Annotated in this window: 17 protein-coding genes; 12 read left to right on the top strand and 5 right to left on the bottom strand. The window is 41.1% G+C overall.

Annotated features, from left to right (window positions below; translation table 11 throughout):
- Positions 1–23: 23 nt before the first annotated feature.
- The gene (locus tag OCV72_RS02360; protein ID WP_055281653.1) at positions 24–2,261 is read right to left on the bottom strand and encodes a hypothetical protein; all 2,238 of its coding nucleotides are present in this window, start codon (positions 2,259–2,261) and stop codon (positions 24–26) included.
- Positions 2,262–2,673: 412 nt separating this feature from the next.
- Here OCV72_RS02360 and cas2 point away from each other — a divergent pair, with 412 nt between their 5' ends.
- The 4 genes from cas2 (at position 2,674) to OCV72_RS02340 (ending at position 9,069) form a co-directional block, all read left to right on the top strand.
- On the top strand, positions 2,674–2,910 hold the full coding sequence (cas2, locus tag OCV72_RS02355) for a CRISPR-associated endonuclease Cas2 (RefSeq protein WP_330376542.1): 237 nt from the start codon (positions 2,674–2,676) through the stop codon (positions 2,908–2,910).
- A 69-nt stretch (positions 2,911–2,979) separates the two neighbouring features.
- On the top strand, positions 2,980–4,650 hold the full coding sequence (locus tag OCV72_RS02350; protein ID WP_055281649.1) for an O-antigen ligase family protein: 1,671 nt from the start codon (positions 2,980–2,982) through the stop codon (positions 4,648–4,650).
- Positions 4,643–6,016 (top strand): penicillin-binding transpeptidase domain-containing protein, encoded by a 1,374-nt coding sequence (locus OCV72_RS02345; RefSeq protein WP_055281647.1) that lies wholly within the window; start codon positions 4,643–4,645, stop codon positions 6,014–6,016. The genes OCV72_RS02350 and OCV72_RS02345 overlap by 8 nt, the downstream gene beginning before the upstream one ends.
- A 65-nt stretch (positions 6,017–6,081) precedes the next feature.
- Positions 6,082–9,069, top strand: a complete 2,988-nt coding sequence (locus OCV72_RS02340; protein WP_055281645.1) for a leucine-rich repeat protein — start codon at positions 6,082–6,084, stop codon at positions 9,067–9,069.
- An 83-nt stretch (positions 9,070–9,152) separates the two neighbouring features.
- Here OCV72_RS02340 and OCV72_RS02335 read toward each other — a convergent pair whose 3' ends face one another.
- A complete protein-coding gene (locus tag OCV72_RS02335) occupies positions 9,153–10,700 on the bottom strand; it encodes a hypothetical protein (RefSeq protein WP_055281643.1) in 1,548 nt (515 codons plus the stop codon).
- Between the two features lie 259 nt (positions 10,701–10,959).
- On the opposite strand from OCV72_RS02335, the gene OCV72_RS02330 reads away from it, so the two are divergent.
- Together OCV72_RS02330 and OCV72_RS02325 are read left to right on the top strand one after the other, a co-directional pair.
- Positions 10,960–11,772: an MBL fold metallo-hydrolase gene (locus OCV72_RS02330; protein ID WP_055281641.1), complete on the top strand. Its 813-nt coding sequence runs from the start codon at positions 10,960–10,962 to the stop codon at positions 11,770–11,772.
- 24 nt (positions 11,773–11,796) lie between these two features.
- A complete protein-coding gene (locus OCV72_RS02325; RefSeq protein WP_242859190.1) occupies positions 11,797–11,919 on the top strand; it encodes a hypothetical protein in 123 nt (40 codons plus the stop codon).
- A gap of 73 nt (positions 11,920–11,992) precedes the next feature.
- Here the strand turns inward: OCV72_RS02325 and OCV72_RS02320 are convergent, their stop codons facing one another.
- The 3 genes from OCV72_RS02320 to OCV72_RS02310 are packed head-to-tail and all read right to left on the bottom strand — an operon-like array spanning position 11,993 to position 16,037.
- Positions 11,993–13,522: a BCCT family transporter gene (locus tag OCV72_RS02320; protein ID WP_055281639.1), complete on the bottom strand. Its 1,530-nt coding sequence runs from the start codon at positions 13,520–13,522 to the stop codon at positions 11,993–11,995.
- A gap of 1 nt (position 13,523) precedes the next feature.
- Positions 13,524–14,243 (bottom strand): NTP transferase domain-containing protein, encoded by a 720-nt coding sequence (locus OCV72_RS02315; RefSeq protein ID WP_055281637.1) that lies wholly within the window; start codon positions 14,241–14,243, stop codon positions 13,524–13,526.
- A 27-nt stretch (positions 14,244–14,270) separates the two neighbouring features.
- On the bottom strand, positions 14,271–16,037 hold the full coding sequence (locus OCV72_RS02310; protein WP_055281635.1) for an NTP transferase domain-containing protein: 1,767 nt from the start codon (positions 16,035–16,037) through the stop codon (positions 14,271–14,273).
- 177 nt (positions 16,038–16,214) lie between these two features.
- On the opposite strand from OCV72_RS02310, the gene OCV72_RS02305 reads away from it, so the two are divergent.
- From OCV72_RS02305 to OCV72_RS02280, 6 genes are read left to right on the top strand one after another with little or no spacing between them, the layout of a single operon-like run.
- Complete coding sequence (locus OCV72_RS02305; RefSeq protein ID WP_055281632.1) at positions 16,215–17,282, top strand: acyltransferase; 1,068 nt, start codon at positions 16,215–16,217, stop codon at positions 17,280–17,282.
- Positions 17,283–17,300: 18 nt separating this feature from the next.
- A complete protein-coding gene (locus tag OCV72_RS02300) occupies positions 17,301–18,596 on the top strand; it encodes a lipopolysaccharide biosynthesis protein (protein ID WP_055281630.1) in 1,296 nt (431 codons plus the stop codon).
- Complete coding sequence (locus OCV72_RS02295; protein WP_055281628.1) at positions 18,580–19,470, top strand: LicD family protein; 891 nt, start codon at positions 18,580–18,582, stop codon at positions 19,468–19,470. Before OCV72_RS02300 ends, OCV72_RS02295 begins: the two co-directional genes overlap by 17 nt.
- Positions 19,457–20,611: a glycosyltransferase family 4 protein gene (locus OCV72_RS02290; RefSeq protein ID WP_055281626.1), complete on the top strand. Its 1,155-nt coding sequence runs from the start codon at positions 19,457–19,459 to the stop codon at positions 20,609–20,611. Before OCV72_RS02295 ends, OCV72_RS02290 begins: the two co-directional genes overlap by 14 nt.
- Before the next feature lies 1 nt (position 20,612).
- Positions 20,613–21,305 carry a glycosyltransferase family 2 protein gene (locus OCV72_RS02285; protein ID WP_055281624.1) on the top strand — a complete coding sequence of 231 codons (693 nt, stop codon included), beginning with the start codon at positions 20,613–20,615 and terminating at the stop codon, positions 21,303–21,305.
- Between the two features lie 10 nt (positions 21,306–21,315).
- Positions 21,316–21,669 (top strand): DUF2304 domain-containing protein, encoded by a 354-nt coding sequence (locus OCV72_RS02280; protein WP_055281622.1) that lies wholly within the window; start codon positions 21,316–21,318, stop codon positions 21,667–21,669.
- Positions 21,670–21,679: the final 10 nt, after the last annotated feature.

The raw sequence follows: 21,679 nt of genomic DNA, 5'->3' as shown, positions 1-21,679 counted from the left end.
AAAATTTTGCGGTAGGTTTCTTTTTATTCGAATTTGTCACATGAAAACATTTGTGAAAAATAATTTTCATACCCATAATCTGTTTTAGCGCAAAATACACCAACACCCATTGTATTATAGCTATTATTTGTAATATTTCTCAAATGACTTTCTGATGCAAACCATGCATAACAAACATCATAAGCCGATGTAAATCCTTCTGCTAGATTTTCTCCATCTACATTGAAAGAAGTAATTCCTCTTTCTCCATTTGGACGTGTATGAGAATAACTATAAGTAATTTCATATGCACGAATATTTGCAGCATTTTGAAGAGAAGAGTCCATTGGTGGTAAACTTAATTGTTTTGATCCAAAAATTGCTCTTTTTTTATTTACTAAATCTAGAATTTCTTGTCTCATTTCCAAATCAAAGTGTCCCACAACTGTTGTTGTTTTACCATTTCCTAAGTCAATGGTATAAGTTTGATCATTAAATTCTTTTTTAGTTGCACCACATTCTTTACATTTATAATAAATATATTGTAAATCTCTTCCAGTTTCTTCATATGTATGATTATCTGGATTGAGTGGAAGTTCCACTGTCTTGATGTCTCCACAAACCTTACAAGCATAATTGATATGTCCTTTGGTTGTACAAGTAGAGTCTACTCTTTCAATCTCTGTATTCATATCATAATCATGAGGGATTAAATCATACATTGTCTTCTGTGTTTCTTCACATCTGCTACACTTGTAGATATCATATCCTTGCTCTACACAAGTAGAATCCTTATGCTCTACAAGAACTGAAAAGTCGTGTCCAAGTTTTGCAATCGTTGTACGATAAGAGTCTTTACACATGCTGCAAGTGTATTCTTTATAGCCATCCGTTGTACAGGTTACATCAGCTTTTTTAGTCAGTTTGTAATCATGGTCTACCTTTGCGATGTCTACCTTTTTCGTCTCATTGCATCGGCTGCATTTATAGAGATCGTATCCGGCAGCCTGACAGTTGGCATCTTTGTGATCCTTCTTTACGGAGAAATCATGACCGAGTTTCTTAGCCGTTACTTCTTTCTTCACATTTCCACACATGCTGCAGGTATATTCCTTGTAACCGTCAGCCGTGCAAGTAGCAGCTGCGTTCTTAGTCAGTTTGTAATCATGGTGCACTTTTGCAAGTTTCTCTTGATAAGAATCACCACACATGGTACAAGTATACTCCTTGTAACCGTCGTTCTGGCAGGTAGCTTTCACTGTTTTAGTTAACAGATAATTATGATCGACTTTTGCGATGTCTACCTTTTTCGTCTCATTGCATCGGCTGCATTTATAGAGATCGTATCCGGCAGCCTGACAGGTGGCATCTTTGTGTTCTTTCTTTATGGAAAAATCATGCCCGAGCTTCTTAGTCGTTATTTCTTTCTTGATATTTCCACACATGGTACAAGTATACTCTTTGTATCCATCAGCAGTGCATGTTGCATCGACTTTCTTTGTCAATTTATAGTCATGATCGATTTTTGCAATCGTAACTTTCTTCGTTTCATCGCATTTACTACACTTGTAGATATCATACCCTTCTGTCTGACAGGTGGCATTTTTGTGGTCTACTTTTTCAGTGAACTCATGTTTATGCTCATAATTCGGTACCCATGCACCTGATGGGTTCACATAGTCATCACCGATCCAGGTATCCGATGCCATCGCTCCGGATTCATACATGTAATAGCAGGAACCTCCGATCCAATGCCAGCCCTGTCCTAACATTGCACCGCTTGACTCCATATAATACCAGTCATTTCCTAATTTCTGCCAACCGGTCAGCATCCATCCTGCAGAGTCAAACAGATACCAGTTATCTCCGATAAGTTCCCAGCCGTTTCTGGTATAATTTCCGTCTGCATGGCGATACCACCAGCGGTCTCCGCTTTTTATCCACTTCGCCTGTTCCTTTGTCTTTCCCTGTACCCAGGCACCTGACGCATTTACATAATAATCGCCAATCCATGTGTTGGATGCCATTGCTCCGGATTCATACATGTAATAGCAAGAACCTCCGATCCAGTTCCAGCCGGTTACCATGTAACCATTTCCGTTAAACCAGTACCATTGCCCGTTCACCTGTTTCCATTGATTCCTAGGGTAAGCGCCATTATCTTCCTGATACCACCACCCGACACTGTCCTTCTGCCAGCCGGCTGCACTGACCGGCATCACTGCTATGCTGGTGCTTAGCACGGCCGCAAGAAGAATACTACATATTTTCTTTTTCCTCATTTTGCACAACCTCCCTCTGTAGTATTCTTTTATTTTATCATACATGCACAAAACAAAAAACCATTATTTCTCTTGAGCTTTAGCTTGATATGCTTTCTTTTGTATGTACACTACAAATGGATTTACAGTAAATGCTAAGACCCATTAATGATGTTGAACTGAATTTTCTGAAACAATTGAATAAAAATATCAAAAACAACATTAATTTACTGATATTTTTGGAATTGTCTTAAATAACACTTCTTCAATAACAATATTTATGATAGAATAAATATAAGATTACGATGGGAGGCAAAGCTATGAGCAATAATGATGTACAAGCAGAGAATGTCCTGTTTTTCAATTTAAGTGTATTGGCAAAAGAATGCAAGATGAACAAGTATCAGGGAACATTAAAAAAGGAACGGACAATGTGAATGCCAAGAGAAATAATAAAGTATTGAAGACGTGCAGACGTTATCTTACGCATGTACAGAGGTCTGTCTTTGAAGGGACGATTACGGAAGCAAGGCTTGGCAGGTTGAAACGGGAGATACGACGTGTGATCGATACATCTGAGGACAGTGTGATGATCTACCGGTTTGAGACATTGAAATATTCGAGTAAAGAAGTCATAGGGACGTACGAGGTGTCAGATAATTTTTTGTGAATTTTTATTCCAAAAGTGTTATAATTCTATTGTTGAAATATTATCAGAAATGTGAAACGAGGAATGGAAATGGAATTATATCTGTACACACTGCCAATTGTGCTGGCCGGATTATTACAGGGAGGATATTTTGTCTACACATCGGCAATTTTGAATGCGGTAATGCTGATAGGAATCTTTGTCTGTGTTATGAAAAATAAGAAGGTATATCTGGCATTCAATATGAATCTGCTGAGTATTTTTATCGTATGCCTGATGTATTTTCTCACGGCACTGTGGGGGATTGACAGCGGGATGTCTCTGATGGGAGGAGTAAAGTTCCTTCCGTTATTGTTGTGGTTTCTTTTGATCGCGGGAAAGAAAGACAGAAAAGAAAGACTGATAGAGACTCTTCCTGTATTAGGAGCGTGTATGACGCTCTTTTCGTTTGTAATGATGCAGTTTTCTATATTTGAAAAAAGCGTGTCAGTTGCAGGAAGACTTGCAGGATTTTTCCAGTATCCGAATACATATGCGCTATTCATGCTGATCTGCCTGGTCATTGCGGTAGATAAGCTGAATTGGGATAAGATAGATTGGCTCTGGTGTGCATACGCGGGAATCGCTGTATTTGGAATAATTATGAGCGGAAGCAGAACGGTTCTTCTGCTTATGCTGGTTCTGGGCGCCTGGTATTGTGTAAAAAGGAAACTGCCGGGGAAGGTTCTTCTGATGGCGGCCGGAGGATGTGCGGTGTTGGTCGTTCTTCTATGGATCACAGGAGTGGGAAAAGAGGTGCTGATCAGGGTGTTCAGCACGAATGGCAGTACATTCTGGGGACGATTACTGTATATGAAGGATGCAGCCGGAATGATTCTGACACATCCGTTCGGACTGGGATATTATGGATATCATTATCTGCAGACTTCCTGTCAGACAGGTGTATATTCGGTTGTAAGTGTACACAATGAATTGCTGCAATTGATGCTTGATGTAGGGATCCTTCCGGCGATTCTCTTTTATGGAATGCTGGTAAAATCCTGTATTTCCAAAAATGTGAGTGGGCGTAACCGGCTTTTGTTACTTATAGTGATATTACACAGTTTGTTTGATTATGACTTCCAGTTCCTGGTTATCGGAATGGTTGTGATTCTGCTTCTGGAAGATGAAAATGTGAAAGAGATCTCGATTTCCTGGTTTACAAGGATATGCAGTCTGTTTGCTGCAATTGGTGTGATGGCTGTCTCTTACAGGACGGGATTATCCGATTATTATTATATGAAGAATATGCCGCAAAAGGCATTGAAGACATATCAGGGGAACACAGAAGCAAGGATTGAATTGCTGAAAAAAGCGGATACGGTAAAAAAGATGAAAAGGATATCCGATAAAATCATTGAAGACAATTCGAAGGTTGCGGTTGCTTACAGTGCAAGAGCGCAGGTATGCTTTGCCGAAGGTGATATGGAAGGATATATAAAGAATAAGCTGATCGCGATACAGCTTGCTCCGTATCAATATGAAGAATACGAGGATTATCTGGACACGTTAGCATATGCAGAAGGAGAATATCTAAAGGGCAAAGATACAAAAAGTGCACAGGAGTGTGTCAAACGTGCGAACACCATTCCGGGATTGTTAAACGATGTAAAAGAAAAGACGAGCAGCCTGGGATGGAAGATCAATGATACGCCGACGGTGTTGCTGTCGCATGAGAAGCTGGAACTGATAAAAGAAATGGAAAAGAAGATCAATGAATAAAAAAAGAGCAGTGGGAATAGGAATTGTCGGATGTGTATGTGTGGGGATTGCAATCGCAGGGAGCAGGATGGAGAATAAGGAGAATTCTGTTATCACAGATAAAGAAGGGAAAGTGATCGCAGAATTGTATTATCATGACGGGAAACTGCAATATCAATGTGACGATAAATACGATGCCTATGTCGATATAACATGTAAAGATCTACTGAAGATCGTAGAGAAAAAAGAACATCTCTCTGAAAAAAAAGCAGGGAAGAAAATAGTGGCGGATAAAATGAAGATTCATACGGCACTGGAGGAAAAGAAACTGGAGGCTATTCAGAAAGGACATGAGAGTGCCGAAACTATCAGCGGAGATAATTTCGCAGCGCTTGTAAGTGACTACACAGGAAAGATAACCGCCTGCTACAGTGAAGGAGAGAACGGGATTAATTATGTGGATCATGCGACATACGCCGGATCGACGATAAAACCGCTGAGTGTATATGCCCCGGGAATCGAACATAATCAGATTACCTGGTCGTCTATGTGTGAAGACAGTCCATATACGAAAGTAAAAGATTCGGATGGAAATATGACGGACTGGCCACAGAATACGAAGCCTTATACGAATCAGCCGGTTACCGTGGAGCAGGCACTCAAAGAATCGAATAACGCAATCGCAGTAAAAACACTGAAATTGTGTGGAGTAGAGGAGGCCTGCAGATTCATGGACAGTGATCTGCAGATAGCTACCGGGAAAGAACAGAAAATTATGCAAAAAGAGGGAGAGGACAGTGTCCTTTCGAATATTGCACTGGGCTATCTGAAAAACGGAGTTACAATGCGTGGACTGCAGAGTGCGTATTTGATGTTCGGAAATGGCGGAAAAAGATATGATCTGTATACGATCGAGAAGGTTCAGGTGAACGGGAGTGTGTACTATGAGTCTTGGGACAAGTCTGGAAAGCAGGTGATAGCGGAGGAGACAGCGTACGTTATGAATCGACTGCTGAAAGAAGTTGTATCCAAAGATGGAACAGGGAAAGCAGCAGCGCTCAAGAATGTGGAAGTCTGTGGAAAGACAGGGACGAGCCGGGATTATAAAGATAACTGGTTTGTAGGAATGACACCGGAATATTCCTGCACAGTGTGGTATGAAGAAAAAAAACCGGAGGCTTACATAGAAAATGAATCTCCGGTTATTTTCCACAATATATTGAAGAATATGAAGATCGATACACAGAAGGAATTCCCGGATTGCAAAAATGTAGTAAAGATGAAGTATTGCAAGAAAACAGGACTTATAGCGAATGAACATTGTGCAGAAACTGCGGACGGATACTATAATGTCAAGAATGTTCCGGATGTATGCACTTGTGAATAGAGTGTACTTTTGAAGGAGGTGATGGAAAGAAGAGCAGGTAATCAAGAAAGAAGGAGGAAAGAGGAATGATTACAAAAGCGGAAAGACAAATTGTGGCAATTGTGATGGCTGCAATGACTTGTACTGCGACGGTATCGACAACAGGATTGGCTGTCTATGCAGAAGATAATCCTGCTTCAGTCGAAAGTGTTGAAAGTGGAAAGCAGTATGAGACAACGGTAGAGTCTGCGAAAGATATCCAGAAATATCGCTTCTCGCCGGATGAGACGGGAACATATCGCTTCTACTCGACCGGAAATGAAGATACCTACGGTTATGTCTATGATGCAGATCAGAATATGATCGCTTCGGACAATGACAGCGGAGAAGGGTTAAACTTCAGTATTGATATGGAATTGACAGCCGGAGAAGAGTATTATCTGGCAGCAGGATATTTCCTGGATGATCAGACCGGAAAGATTTCATGGACGGTTGAGCAGGAAGATACAGTGAGTCAGCAAGTCGATAGCAAAGAAGAGGATGATCAGAATGACAGTAAGGTCGCAACAGAAGATCAGACAGCAGTGCAGAGTAAAGCGGACGCAGAACAGATAGCAGTGCAGAACGAGACCGGTTCGGAACAGAGCTATGACTATGCAGTGCTGGGAGACGGAACGGTTGAGATTACAGGATACAAGGGAAATGATAAGAATCTTACAATCCCGGATACACTGGCGGATAAAAAGGTCAGTGCGATAGGAAAAGAAGCATTTTTTGAGAATAATACGATAGAAAGTGCTACCATTCCGAAGAGTGTAACCTCTCTGCAATACCAGTCATTTGCATCTTGTAAGAATCTGAAGAACATCACGTTTGCTTCTGGAAGTGAATTGGGAAAGATTGAAGATGCCGTATTCTATGATGACAGCAAGCTGGAAAAAATTACATGTCCTCAGAAATTACAGAGCATCGGAGAAAATGCGTTTGGTGGCTGTGGAAGTCTTGCAGAAGTAGAACTGAATGATGGACTGAAAGAAATCGGCGTTCTGGCATTTTGCGGAAGTGGAATACGATCAATTGATATTAAGGATAGCGTGACGAATCTGGAACAATATGCTTTTTATTATTGTAAAGATCTACAGAATGTAAGACTCGGAAAAGGAATAAAAGAAATTAAAGACTCCACATTCAATTTTTGTTCTAAGTTGAAAACCATAAAGATTCCAGAGAATGTAACAAGCATTGGCCAATTCGCATTTGAAAGAAGTGGACTTACAGAGATTGACATTCCTGATACAGTAACAAGTATTGGAGAGGTAGCATTTGGAAATTGTGAGAATTTACAAGATGTTACGATCGGTAATGGAATTGCATATGTGCCTGAATCTGCATTCTGGAATACAGGTGTTACAAATGTAAAAATTGGTAGTAACGTAAAATCTTTGCATAAGTATGCTTTTGAGTACAGCAAAAATCTGAAGCAGATCAGTATCCCTGAGAATGTCACGGAGATTCAGTATGCAGTATTCAGAGGATGTGAATCGTTAGAGAAAATTGATATTCCGGACACCATAGAGAAGATTGGCGGTAACAGTTTCAAGGGAACAAAATGGTATGCCAATCAGAAAGACGGAGTGGTATATGCCGGAAAAGTTCTGTATAACTATAAAGGAACTATGCCAAAAGGCACTGCGGTTACTGTAAAAGCAGGAACAAAGGGAATCTCAAGCTTCGCATTTGCGGACGAAGAGAACTTGAAAGCAATTACTATTCCGGATGGCGTGACGAATATCGGAGATTATGCATTCCACAACTGTCCGTCTATGACGACAATTTCTATTCCGGACAGTGTGAAGGAAATTGGAGAATTTGCCATTGGATATAAAGAGGTAGCAGATGAAACACAGGGAGAACACTATTCGTCAGACTATGCAACGTTTGGATACCATACGGTTATTCCGGGATTTGTAATCTACGGAGAAGCAGGGTCGGAAGCAGAGCAATATGCAGCACAGCATAGCATTGATTTTGAGAAGAACGTACATACGGTTATTTTCAAAGACGGAGATACGGTTATATCTACACAACAGGTGGTATCCGGAGAAGATGCAACAGCTCCGGATCTGCAGACAGAAGGATATACATTAACCGGATGGTCCGGAGATTATACGAACGTAAAGGCAGACATTACAGTTACTGCACAGTGGGCTGCAAAGAATGGATGGACAAAGCAGGATGGTAAATGGTACTACTATCAGAATGGTAAAAAGCAGAAAAATACATGGATCCAGGATAATGGAAACTATTATTATGTAGATGAATCGGGAGCAATGCTGACAGATGCATGGATCGGTGATTATTATGTAGATGCTAACGGTGTGTGGGTCAAAAATTACAGACCGGCCAAATGGATGCAGACAAACGGACGCTGGTGGTACCGCAATGTTGATGGAAGTTATCCAAAGAATTGCTGGATGAAGATCTCTGATAATTGGTATAGATTTGACCAGAATGGCTATATGGTGACTGGCTGGTGTATCGTTGGAAACCAGTGGTATTATATGATTCCTTCGGGAGTGATGCAGACGAAATGGCAGATAATCGGAGGAACCTGGTATTACTTTAATGCCGGAGGAGCGATGATAACAGGCTGGCAGAATATCGATGATAACTGGTATTATATGGATAACTCAGGAGCGATGGCAGCCGGAAGATGGATTGACAATTATTATGTAGAAGCCAACGGTGTGATGGCTACTAATAAATGGATCGGTAACTATTATGTGGACAATACCGGATGCTGGACAAAGACCAGAGTGACAGCACAGTGGATGGTCAGCGGAAATCGTTGGTGGTATCGCCATTCCGATGGAAGCTATGCATGCAACGGCTGGGAGAGCATCGGGGGAAAGGATTACCTCTTTGATGCAAACGGCTGGATGCTGACAGGCTGGCAGAATGTCGACGGAAACTGGTATTACCTGGAAAACTCCGGTGCGAAAGCAACGAATAAGTGGGTAAACGGTAATTATTATGTTGATGCCGACGGAGTTTGGAATCCTGACAAAAAATAAATAAGAAGTTACTGAAAAATGGTGCTGGGCATAAGACCCAACACCATTTTTGTCTACAGTCTCTCGGAAGCGGAACTAACAAATCAATGCTTTTCTGCTGTTGCCACTCCATTTTCATCAAAATTATAAATCACACCATCAATCATGTAACGAGTACTTACCAGCATAAATCCATGTGACATATAATGCTGCTGACCATCAATCTCGATCCAGCCGGTATGATCCGGGTCCTGACGTCCTTGTTCGTCAAAGAAATAATCGGCAGTCTTCCCGGTTCTCTTATCTACTGATTGCTGGTACCCTGTCAACATGACACCGTTTTCATCAAATCCATACCAATATCCATCAATCTTACGAATTGCGATGGACTCATATCTATCCGGATAACTTTTGGTAACATAGCCATAATCACCTGTCCAATAGGTTTTTCCGTCTACTGTAAGCCATTTCTTATGTAACTTTCCATCCGGATCGAAATACAGAAAGTCAATACAGTCAGAATTATCATCGGCCCATTTGTTAATCTCTTTATACCAGCCGGTGTGCATACTTCCATCTGAATTGAAACAATATCCCTCACCATCAATCTTCCGGCGACCTGTAACCATATATCCATTTGATTCATCAAAATAATACATCGTATGATTCAATTCTTTCCAGCCTTTTGCAGGAGCTCCCGTATCAGGATCAAAATAATACCATAAGCCATGCGCTACCCAGCCGGTCTGCATCTTTCCGTCGGCAGCGAAACTGTAATAGGTACCGTTGATCTGGAACATTCCATCTAAACACATTGCCCCATATAGTTTTTCTCTGTTTTCTCTGAAATAATACCAGGCTCCACCGATTTTTTTCCAACCGGTTACCATATAGCCTGATCCATCAAAGTAGTACCACCAATCCCTGTTTCCGGCATCAAGAAGCATCCACTCATTCGCAGGATAGCTTCCGTCTTCTCTGCGGTACCATCTTTTCCCATTCTTTTCTTCAACCCACTGCGCCGGACGATAATTCTGCTGCCATACTCCGTTGGAATCAACATAACAATCCTCAATCCAGGTATCGTGCTGCATTGCACCGCCGGAAGTAAAATAATACCAGTTTCCGCTGATCTGTGCCCATTGATTCTCTATCATACTTCCATCTGACCGCAGATAATACCATGTGCTTCCGATCTTCTGCCATCCGGTAGCCATTACGCCGCTGCTGCCGAGGTAATAGCATGATTCACCGATCATCTGCCATCCGGTAGCCATTGCGCCGCTGTCGCCAAGGTAATACCAGGCTCCGCTGATCTTTTCCCAGCCGGTTGCCATCTCACCACCGGATTTTAAGTAGTACCAGATTCCGTTTAGTGTTAGCCAGCCGGTCTGCATGTAACCGTTGGAGTCAAAGTGATAGCATTGTTCGTTGATCATCTGCCACTGGTTTCTCGGATAGCTCCCATCTGCATTTTGATACCACCAGCCGGTGCTGTCCTTCTTCCACTGGCCCGTTGTCAGTGCCTGTACGGAGATTTGCTGACTGGTATCACTTCCAGGCATCTCTTCCGCCAGTACCGCCATCGGTGCCTGGATACACATTGCCGTACAAGTCAGAACTGCAAAACTTTTCTTTAAGTACTTCTTCATGTCATTTCCTCCATATAAAATTGTATAGCTTCATTTTACTATATTCTGCGAGTATTGCAAGCAGTTACCGAAAAGGTTTTTTGTTTGAAAAATGAAAAAATAAAAATATTGTTAAAAGTAAGAAAAAAGCAGTATTCTATGATAGAATAAAAAACGAAACTTACAGACGAGGTGAAAAGCGTGAAAAATATTCGTAAAAAAGCTGTCAGAATCATGCTGCTTTTTGCATGGGCACTATTCTTTCTACACATAGATACCTATGCGGCATCTGGCAACACAACAAGATATATCACTGTACGGGGCATCGGATGCCATTTTGCTGGAGAGTAACGGTCATTTCGGAATGGTCGACTCCGGAGAAGACTGGGATTATCCGAGTGGTTCTACGGGAAGTAAATATCCATATCGATATGGAATTACCACGAATGAAGGATATGAGCAGCAGGTCGTCCACTATTTGAAACAACTTGGTGTGGAAAAGCTGGATTTTTACATTGCAACGCATGCGCACAGTGATCACATCGGAAGTGGAGATGAGATTATAGAACATTTTCCGGTGGATAGCCTGTATATCGCAGAGTATGATGATTCGTATCAGTTGGCGGCACATGGGAAAGATGTGACAGATCCATATTACTACGAGGATGCGGATGAGGATACGCTGTGGGATAATCAATATGTTTATGACAGAATCATACAGGCAGCGCAAGACCGTCATGTAGAGATCATCACAGATCTGGATCTCGAAGAGAATGCCGTCTATCGCAGATTCCGAATAGGAAATATGAACATCAGCATTATGAACTACGAGAGAAAAAGAGATGCGGATGGAAATATCATTCCGGTTACGAATGAGAATGATAACTCACTGGTGGTGAGAGTCAATGCATATGGAATTGCTACGGAATATGTAAAGACAGAAAGTGAATGGGGCCTGCTGGACGGAACCTATTATTATTTTGACTCGAACGGGCGTGTGACAACAGGATGGGGCTATATTGGTAATGCCTGGTATTATTTCGATGAAAAAGGAGAGATACAGCGTGGCTGGCAGAAGATAGGTGGTAGCTGATATTTCTTCGAGGTGAGCGGTGCAATGGATCACGATATGTGGATTCAAGGCGTATGCTACCTGAAGTCAAGCGGTGCGATGGCTGTCTCGGAATGGGTAGATTATAATCGATATTATGTAGACGAACGGGGGATCTGGGCTCCTTAGGGCGAAAAAAAGAACAGAGGCGGGAAACAGCAGTTGTATGGCTATAATCCTGGCCTCTGTTCTTTTTATATTTTTATTCGTTTTTCATTTCCTGCAAATATTTTTTCGCATCTTTCAGAAAACTGAGTGCTATCATTACGATGACGGCACCAATCGGAAAGGCTGCGACGATGCTGACCGATTGCAGATTGCTCATAGAACTTTCAGCAAATAACAGTGCGATCGGAAGTAAGATAAGCAGGATACACCACATAAGCTGAATTCCTTTGTTTGGCTGTTCCCCGTCTTCCAGAGTGTGATAGCTATAGCAGGAAGCGGTTAATGCGATAGAATCAAAGGAGGTGGCGTAGAAAGCGATCATTGTGAGCAATACGACGACCATGATAACCGGAGCGCAAGGCAAGGTCTTGATGATACTTACGATCATGCCATACAGATCACCGTTATCGAGATACTGCTTAATGAAATCTGCTTTTTCAGTTACCTGCATTCCCATAGAATAATTTCCAAGGACGATAAAGCTTGTCAATGTAGAACCTACACCGAATACGTATCCGCCAAGAATAGTCTGACGTACGGTTCTTCCGCGTGAGATACTTCCGATAAAGAATGGGGCTGCAACACACCATACCATCCAGTAAGCCCAGTAATAGATCGTCCAGTTCTGCGGAAAATTAGAAGTACGCAACGGGTCTGTGAAGGTGGACAGATCGATAAAGTTCTGCATCATCCGGCCGAGAGAAGAGAATCCTGTCTCGATAATGTAGCGGGTCTCACCACCGAATAATAATACGAATGCAATCAGACCAAAGAACATATAGATGCAGATATTGGCTAATTTGCTGATTCCCTTGAATCCGTGCAGTAAGGAATAAGTATATACGGCGCATGTAATCAGAAGAATGATAATATTGATAACGGTTCTGCTGACTGCAATATGAAAGAGCTCGCCGATGATGGTTGCCATCAGTGGAGTGGCTACGCTGAATGTAGTTGCGGTACCGGCAAGCAGTGCGAATACTGCCAACAGATCGATGATACGTCCGGCTAAGCCATCGGTGTGTTTCCCGAGGATCGGACGGCAGGCTTCGGAGTATTTCTGGCGATTTCTTTTTCTGACATGAAGCATGAAACCGAAAGCGACTGCCAGCACCAGATAGAATCCCCAAGGGATAAAGCTCCAGTGGAAGAGCGGATATACACCGGCCCAGTCCTGGATACTTCCCATTTCTTTGATATGCGGATCGGTAGCATAGAGTACCCATTCGGAGAATGAGTAGAATAAGATGTCAGCTGCAAGTCCACAGGTGAACATCATAGATCCCCATGCAAAGAAAGAATACTTTGGCTTTTCGTCGGGTTCGCCGAGAACGATGTTACCATATCTGGAACCGGCTATGTACAGGGACAGGATAAAGATTCCAAGACCGATGACCAGATAGTAAGTGCCGAAAGTGTCGCCGAAGAAGAACCGGATCTGGCTTAATACTGCATTGGATTGTTTCGGCAGGAAGAAGAAGAGGATGCAAAGTGCGATGACGATGCCTAGCGGAAGCAGTGTGATCATCCAGTCTATTTTTCCTTGTGATTTTTTTGTGTTCATATTATTGCGCCTCCATATATTGTTGGTAGCTGGAATCCAGAGCGGCCAGCTCGCTTAGATTGTCAATTTCTATAATATCGTCTTTCTTCATCGGATAGATTCCCAGATGGTATTCTCCCGGATAACAGAACATGGCAATATCATCCCAGTAGATCTGACGGTTTTTGTTTTGCTCAAATTCAATTTCCAGATGTTGTTTTAGTTTTCTGCCGTCTTCGACGGACCAGCGTGAGATGCTGTAGAGCTGCCAGCCACCTATTCCGCCGGTCTGGCTGCAGGAGGTTACGACTCCGTCTTTGACAGTCATGAGCCACTCATCGGTCTGCGAATTGGTCCAGACGCAGTTATAACCGGAACGCTCGAAGGAAGGATCCAGAATCTTGTCATTGTAGATTATCTGATCTCCATCGAGAATCATTACATCTTCCAGATGCTCGCGTGCAACATAAAGAGAAGAAATGTTATTACAGGTGTCATAATAAGGGTTCTCGATGATCTTCACACCGGGATACTGTGTTTCCAATGCATAGAACTGTTCTTTCAGATATCCTGCAACGATGTAGATTTCCTGAATACCATTGTGATGTAATCCCTGAATTACCGTATCGATCATACGCATCCCGTTTACTTTGACGAGAGGTTTTGGGGTTGTTAATGTGACAGGCTGCATTCTGGAACCGAATCCGGCAGCCATGATAATTGCTCTTTTTACAGTGTGCATGATTTGATGCTCCTTAGCTTGAATGTTTTATTTGGTAATGTTGTTTAATTCGTTTTGTACAATGCGGTAATATTCTTTGGCGTATCGGTACTGACGCAGGGAATATTCGCCGAAATCGACACCGAGATGTCTTTTATACTCGCACCAGTTGCTCCAGAGAAGTCCGGCAGAGGCAATGTAACAATAGATCTTGATACGGATAGCGTCTGGACATCCTTCTGAAAAATACAGAGAGATCAGCTGATCCACCTGCTCCTTGTTATAAAGTGAATAGATACAGAACATGGCGATGTCCAGATGGGGATCCTGCATTCCGGCATATTCCCAGTCAATCAGGCGGATATCTTCGTTACCGTCGGTATTAGTCGTAAATAAGAAATTATCAGGAACGGCATCTATATGGGTGAGAACATCTTCTGATTTGTATCGCTCTATATAAGATTGCAGTGAAAATACATTCTCTTTTGTTTTCTGATAATCCCGATATGCGGAACTGCGCCCGTTCCATAGTTTTTCATAAAAATCGATCTGGCCAAACAGATCAAAACGGTGATCCACCTTTAATTTCATCTCATGAAACTGTCTCAGACGATGCATACATTTTTGAATATCGTCTAAGTTGTGTGGATCACATACACGGGCGTGATCCAGAAAACGAGTAATTTTGTATCCGTTTTCCGGATTGATGTATTCGATGTGATCACATAAGTGCTTATCACGGATGATCTGGTATACCTGTGCTTCTTCGCGACGATTGATGAGCTGATCGGTTCCCTCGCCGGGAATACGCATGATATGCTTGCATCCATTGCAGTCAAACAGGAAAGAACGGTTGGTCATACCTTTTTTCAGAACCGTGATATTCGAGATGTCTTCCAGTTGTGTGTGTAGTGCTTCGGCAGCAATTTCAAGAACATCAGACTGCAAATGATTGGAATTGCTGTCCAATTCCCGGAGCTGTTCAAATGTATTGATTTCTACGATATTAGCGGCATGTACGACTTTGGCAGGAACGATCATTTTGCCTTTTTCGTACAGGGTTTCTTCCCAGAATTTATCAGCATATGCCGGATCTTTGTCATATCTTTCCAGTCGTTCCTGAATGACCCTGGCATCTTTACTGAGAAGATAACTGATGCCGACCATCGAGTTGCCCCCGGAAGAAGCAGAGATCGTAGTCAGTTCCAGCTTACGGTTTACACGGACCGAACTGTCGTTATCTACCAGATCACTGACCATGTACCAGGAATAAAGTTCGTGCCTGCGGAATGGACTTTGATCACACCAGATATCGCATGGAATCACATATGCATTTAACAAATGTTCTCTCGCAAGATACAGAGAGTGGAGATTATTCTTTTCCGCATAGTCCGGATTCACGATCAGCTCTACACTGTAATCATCCATGAGATATTCGTATTGTTCTTTCATGAAGCCGACGACGATGTAGATTTCGTGAATGCCGGCAGCATGTAGCTGCCGAATCTGACGCTCGATCAATGGTTCGCCGTGTACCTCAAGAAGCCCCTTTGGTGCTTCTGTATTGATCGGAACCATCCGCATCCCGAAGCCGGCAGCGAGAATAATGGCTCTTTCCGGGGAAGCCTCTGTGAGTTCACGGATAGCTTTCTGCGTTGGCTGGATGGATTCGTCCAGATAACCTTCGGCAATCAATGTCTTGATAGAACGATTGACAATTCCAAGGGAATGACCGGAGTCCTCTGCCAGTGTTCTTTGATTTGTATATGTATTGGATAATATTAAGTTCAAAATATCACACTCTTGTGTGTTCATGTACTGCACCACCTTATAATTTTATGAACATATGGGTATTATACAGTTTGGAAAGGCATGTGTCAATAAGAAATGTAACTCTAAATGGTTTTTGCCAGGTTTTGGTGTTCGCTCTGGTAAAGAAATACAAGATATGATATAATCAATCGGTATGAGTAATGAGTAGGAGAGTAATGAATGAAGACCGAGAGGAATATAGGAATAGATTTGTTGAAGATTGTATCTATGCTGATGATTGTAACATTACATATGCTAGGTCATGGAGGTGTACTGGATGATATGCCGCCCATGTCTCGATGCTATCAGGTAGCATGGTTAATTGAAATCGCATGTTATGGAGCAGTGAATTGCTATGCATTGGCAAGTGGCTTTCTGACTGCACGGTGTAACATTCGTAAGCTCATGGAATTGTGGTTACAAGTTATGTTTTATAGTTTAATGATTACGATTGTTATGGACTGTACAGTGTTACATGGAACGATTTCAAGAGAAGAGTGGATTTATTCATTTTTTCCTGTTACATCAGGAAAAAACTGGTATGTTACAGCTTATTTTGGAATGATGTGTCTGATACCGATGATACGGTTGGCGATGGACTATATTGACCAGAGAATATATAAGTACATGCTGATTGGAATATTTGCAATATATATTGCTCTACCGACTCTGGTCAGTTATTTGTTGCAGGGTTCATACTATCCGGATCCTTTTAATGTGAATCGAGGATATTCATCCTTGTGGTTATGTATCATGTACCTGTTTGGGGCATATATACGTAAATATTTCAATTACCATGCAGTTAAGAAAAGATTGTCTTTGTCAGTTTTTGGATGCATGGTGCTTCTTACATTTTTGAGTAAGATTATAATGGAAAAAGTTGGCAATACAGAGAATGCAAATGTGTTGGTTGATTATACATCTCCGACAATTGTTCTTGGAAGTATTGCGCTGTTGATATTTTTTGTAAATATCAGAGTTGACAGTACAAAGCTTAAACAGGTGATCACGATTTTATCAGGTGTGACATTAGGAGTGTATCTGATTCATGATAATGGTTTGATCCGGAATGAAGTAGTAGCGCATTTGTTTGAAGATGAACTGAAAAGTGGTGTGTATAAATGGGCATTAGTTAAATTAATTATAGTAGTGCCAGCTGTATATGTGATTTGCAGTTTGATGGATTTGATCCGAAGTAAGTTGTTTGACTGTGTGAAACGAGTTGCCGCAAGATTTTGTGTGGAATAAAATAATGGAGAAGAAAGAATGCAATCGATAAAAAATCAACCGACAGAAAAGGAAATATATATATGGAACATTACGGGAAGTATGGCAAATGCGTTACTTTCTGTTGTTGCATTAATGCTGGTAACCAGAATGCTTAACAAAGAAGATACGGATATCTTCAGTATCGCATGGTCGATCAGTCAGCTGATGGTTACAATTGGAACATTTCAGATCAGAGTATATCAGGCAACAGACGTAAAGCAAACGTTTCAGTTCAAACAATATTGCGTATTCAGGTTCCTGACAGTTGTGGCAATGTTGATAAGTAGTGCTGTTTATATAAGAATGTGTGGGTATGTAGATTATAAAGCGCAGATAGTAATGATTGTCTGTGCATATAGAGCTGTGGATTCAATTGCTGACGTGTATGAAGGTTGGTTTCAGCAAAAAGAGAGACTGGACCTGGCGGGTAAGGCGCTTACATACAGAATTGTCTTTTCAAGTATTGTATTTGGTGTGATATTGGCTAATACACACAATCTTCTGTATGCTTGCTGGAGTCTCGTAATTATATATGTAATATGTTTCTTTGCATTTGATGTGAGCTATCAGAAACGTGTTGCGGCTCTGAAATCAAGTGGCAATTTAGGAAAGAATGTGAAATGGATCGTTGCCCTTTTTCGAGAAGGTCTTCCATTGTTTGTAAATGCATTTATTATCATGTCTATTATGAATACGCCTAAGATGGTGATTGATACGGCGATACAGGATGGAAGGATTGAACAGGGGGCACAAACGGTATTTAATATTCTTTTTATGCCGGCATCTGTATTGTCATTGGCGTATATCGTGTTCAGACCGTTGATTACACAGATGGCGATTGTATGGGGAGATAAAAAGTATCGTGAGTTCATTAAAATATTAGGAAGAATCTTGCTGTGCCTGTTCGGAATGGCAATTGTGCTGATCATCGGAAGTGCGATTTTGGGGATTCCGGTGCTTTCTGTTATTTATGGAATGAACCTTGATAAATATAAGAGTCAGTTGCTGCTGATTATTGTCGGCGGATGCTGCTATACATTTGCGGCGGTTCTGGATAATGCATTGGTCGTTATCCGCAAGCAATATCTTCTGATCGTTTCTTATATTGTGTCATGGATATACATAAAGGTTGTGGCAGAACCATTTGTGAATAAATGGAAAATGTTTGGGGCATCCATGGGATATACCACGGCGATGCTTATATTTTTGGTAGTAACGGCAATGATATTTGTGATTTGTTTCTATATGGAAACACACAAAGAGAGAGGAAAAAAGAGTGAAAAAATACAGTAGGTCAAAACAATACGATGAAACAGTTCTGAAAAAGTTGCATGGTGTTCAGGTGGAAATGCTACATGACTTTGCGCAAGTATGTGAGAAATACGAACTACCATATTTTGCGGTATATGGCACAGCCATCGGTGCAGTCAGACATGCCGGATTTATTCCGTGGGATGATGATATAGATGTCGGAATGCTAAGAGTGGATTATGATAAATTCATGGAAATTTTCTCAAAGGAGATGTCTGATAAATATAATCTGCTGACACCGCAGATAGATGGACGATATAGCTGTACCGTAACACATATCCAAAGGAAAAATACGAAATTTGTGTCAGAAGTAACACAGGATTTAAAATGTGAACAGTGTATTTTCATGGATATCTTTCCGTTTGACTATGTGCCGCGGGACAGAAAAAAGCAGGTCGCACAGAGCAGAAAAGCAAATATACTTGGAAAGTTGTTGTTTCTATCCGGCAATCCGAATCCTATTATTGACTACGACGGAATAAAAGGAGAGATTATGAGTCTGGGATGTCGGTTGGCTTATGTTGCATTGAAACTTTTGAGGATAAAACCTTCTTGGATTTATAAGAAATATGTAGACAATGCTACAAAGTATAATAAAAGTGATGAGAAAGGAAGATATGTAACATCTTATGAATATGTGGGAAGTTTGAAAGATAAGATTGTTGCGAAGGATATCTTTCCGTTGAAGAAAGTTCCGTTTGAAAATACAGAGATAAATATTCCGAATAATAATGATAAATTCTTGAAAAAAGTATATGGTGATTATATGAAGATTCCGCCGGAAAATGAACGGGTCAATCATATGCCATTAATCATTCAGTTTGAAGGAGAGGAGCCGATATATGCAGAAAAGTAAGACATATTGCATATTTGCAGCACAATATTTTCCGCATTTGGGAGGTGTGGAAAGATATACATACAATCTTGCCAAGCAGTTGATACAGGATGGGAATAAGGTAATCATTGTAACATCTAATGTATATCATCTGAAAAATCACGAGTTGGTAAATGGAATACCGGTATATAGAATACCGTGTTATAATCTGCTGGAAGGACGATATCCGGTAATCAAATTCAATAAGGAATTCTGGCGGATTCACAGAAAATTGAAAAGTAAGAAAATAGACATGGTAATTGTGAATACGAGGTTTTATCTACATTCATTATATGGAATGCTTTTTGCCAGACAGAAAAAGGCGAAATGTATTACTTTGGATCATGGGACAAGCCATTTGTCGGTGCATAATAGATTCTGGGATACGGTCGGTGAAATATTTGAACATGCATTTACTAAGATTGACTATTTGTTCTGCAAGGAGTATTATGGGGTGTCGAAAGCTTGCAACCGATGGCTGGGACATTTTCATATCAAAGCCAAGGGGGTATTATACAATTCTATTGATTTGGAAGAGGTAGAAGAGATAAAGGACAAGGTAACAACTTCTTATAAAAAAGAGTATAATATTCCGGAAGATACTGTAGTTATAACCTTTACGGGAAGACTGCTGAAAGAAAAAGGGTTACCTAGTCTTCTCAATGTAATGGACAGATTAAATGAAGATGGAATAAAAGTGTGCCTTTTTATCGCGGGAGACGGAGATATGCAGCAGGAAATCGAGGAAAGAAAGACGGATTATATTATTCCGGTGGGAAGACTTGATTTTGAACATATTGTAGCTCTGCTGAAGGAAAGTGATATATTCTGCCTTCCATCTTTCTCGGAAGGCTTTTCAACATCTATACTGGAAGCTTCGGCGTGTGGATGTTACATTGTCACAACTGCCAGGGGTGGTGCGAAAGAGTTGTTGATCAATGAAGACTATGGATGTATTATACCTAACAATCAAGAAGACGTCCTTTATAAGGCGTTGAGGGATGTGATTGCAGATCCTGACAGGAGAGAAAAAGGCATAGAATTAACGTATGAGATGATAAAAAATCATTTTACCTGGAAAATTGTCGCAAAACAGGTAGAACGTATTTGTGAGGAGAAATAAAGTGAAGAAGTTGATTATTATACCCGCATACAATGAGTCGGCCAATATAGAAAAGACGGTGGCTTCGATTAAGAAGGATGCGAAAGGGTTTGACTATGTAATAATAAATGACTGCTCGATTGACAATACCAGAAAAATCTGTGAAGATAATGGGTTCAATATTGTGAATCTTCCGATTAATCTGGGAATCGGAGGAGCTGTGCAGACAGGATACAGATATGCGTATGAGCATGGATATGATGTGGCGGTTCAGGTAGATGGCGATGGTCAGCATGATCCGGAATTCCTTGATACGATGGCTACATATCTGGTCAATCATAATCTGGATATGGTGATCGGATCAAGATTTATTGAAAAGAAAGGATTTCAGTCTTCTTATACCAGAAGAATGGGAATCAAATTTTTCACCGGTCTGATTAAATTGATGACCGGAAAGACGATAACAGATCCGACATCCGGGTTGCGTATGATCGGAAGAAATGCAATGGGACTGTTTGCTTATGATTATCCGAGGGATTACCCTGAACCGGAAAGTGTAGTTGCGATTCTGAGAAGAAATATGAAGGTGGAAGAGATCCCGGTAGTCATGAAGGCGAGAGAAGGAGGAGTTTCTTCGATTTCTCTGAAAAAGTCGGTCTACTATATGATAAAAGTTCCTTTGGCGATTTTGATTGAAAGAATTAGAAAGTATTAGGAGAAGAAAAATGAATATCAGATTACAGATTATAGTAGCAATTATTTTGATTATTGCGTTATGCGTCATTGTGAATATGATTCGCAAGAAACGATTGGAATTGCGTTATGCGCTGGCATGGCTGATAGTTGGCGTGGGAACACTGGTACTGGATTGTTTTCCTATATTAACTACGGAATTGGCAGAATTGATTGGTGTGGCGAGTCCGATTAATATGCTGTTCTTTTTGGGATTCTGTTTTTCTCTGGTGATTATATTTGTACTTACAGTTGCAATTTCAAGAGTATCGATCAGAATGAAACAGTTGACACAGGAACTGGCATTGTATGAGAAGAAGGTCAATGATGAATTAAAAAATAGATAATCGTTTGGGG

This window comes from Dorea amylophila, assembly GCF_025567265.1.
Taxonomy (GTDB): domain Bacteria; phylum Bacillota; class Clostridia; order Lachnospirales; family Lachnospiraceae; genus Dorea_A; species Dorea_A amylophila.
This window is presented reverse-complemented; position numbering and strand designations above follow the sequence as displayed.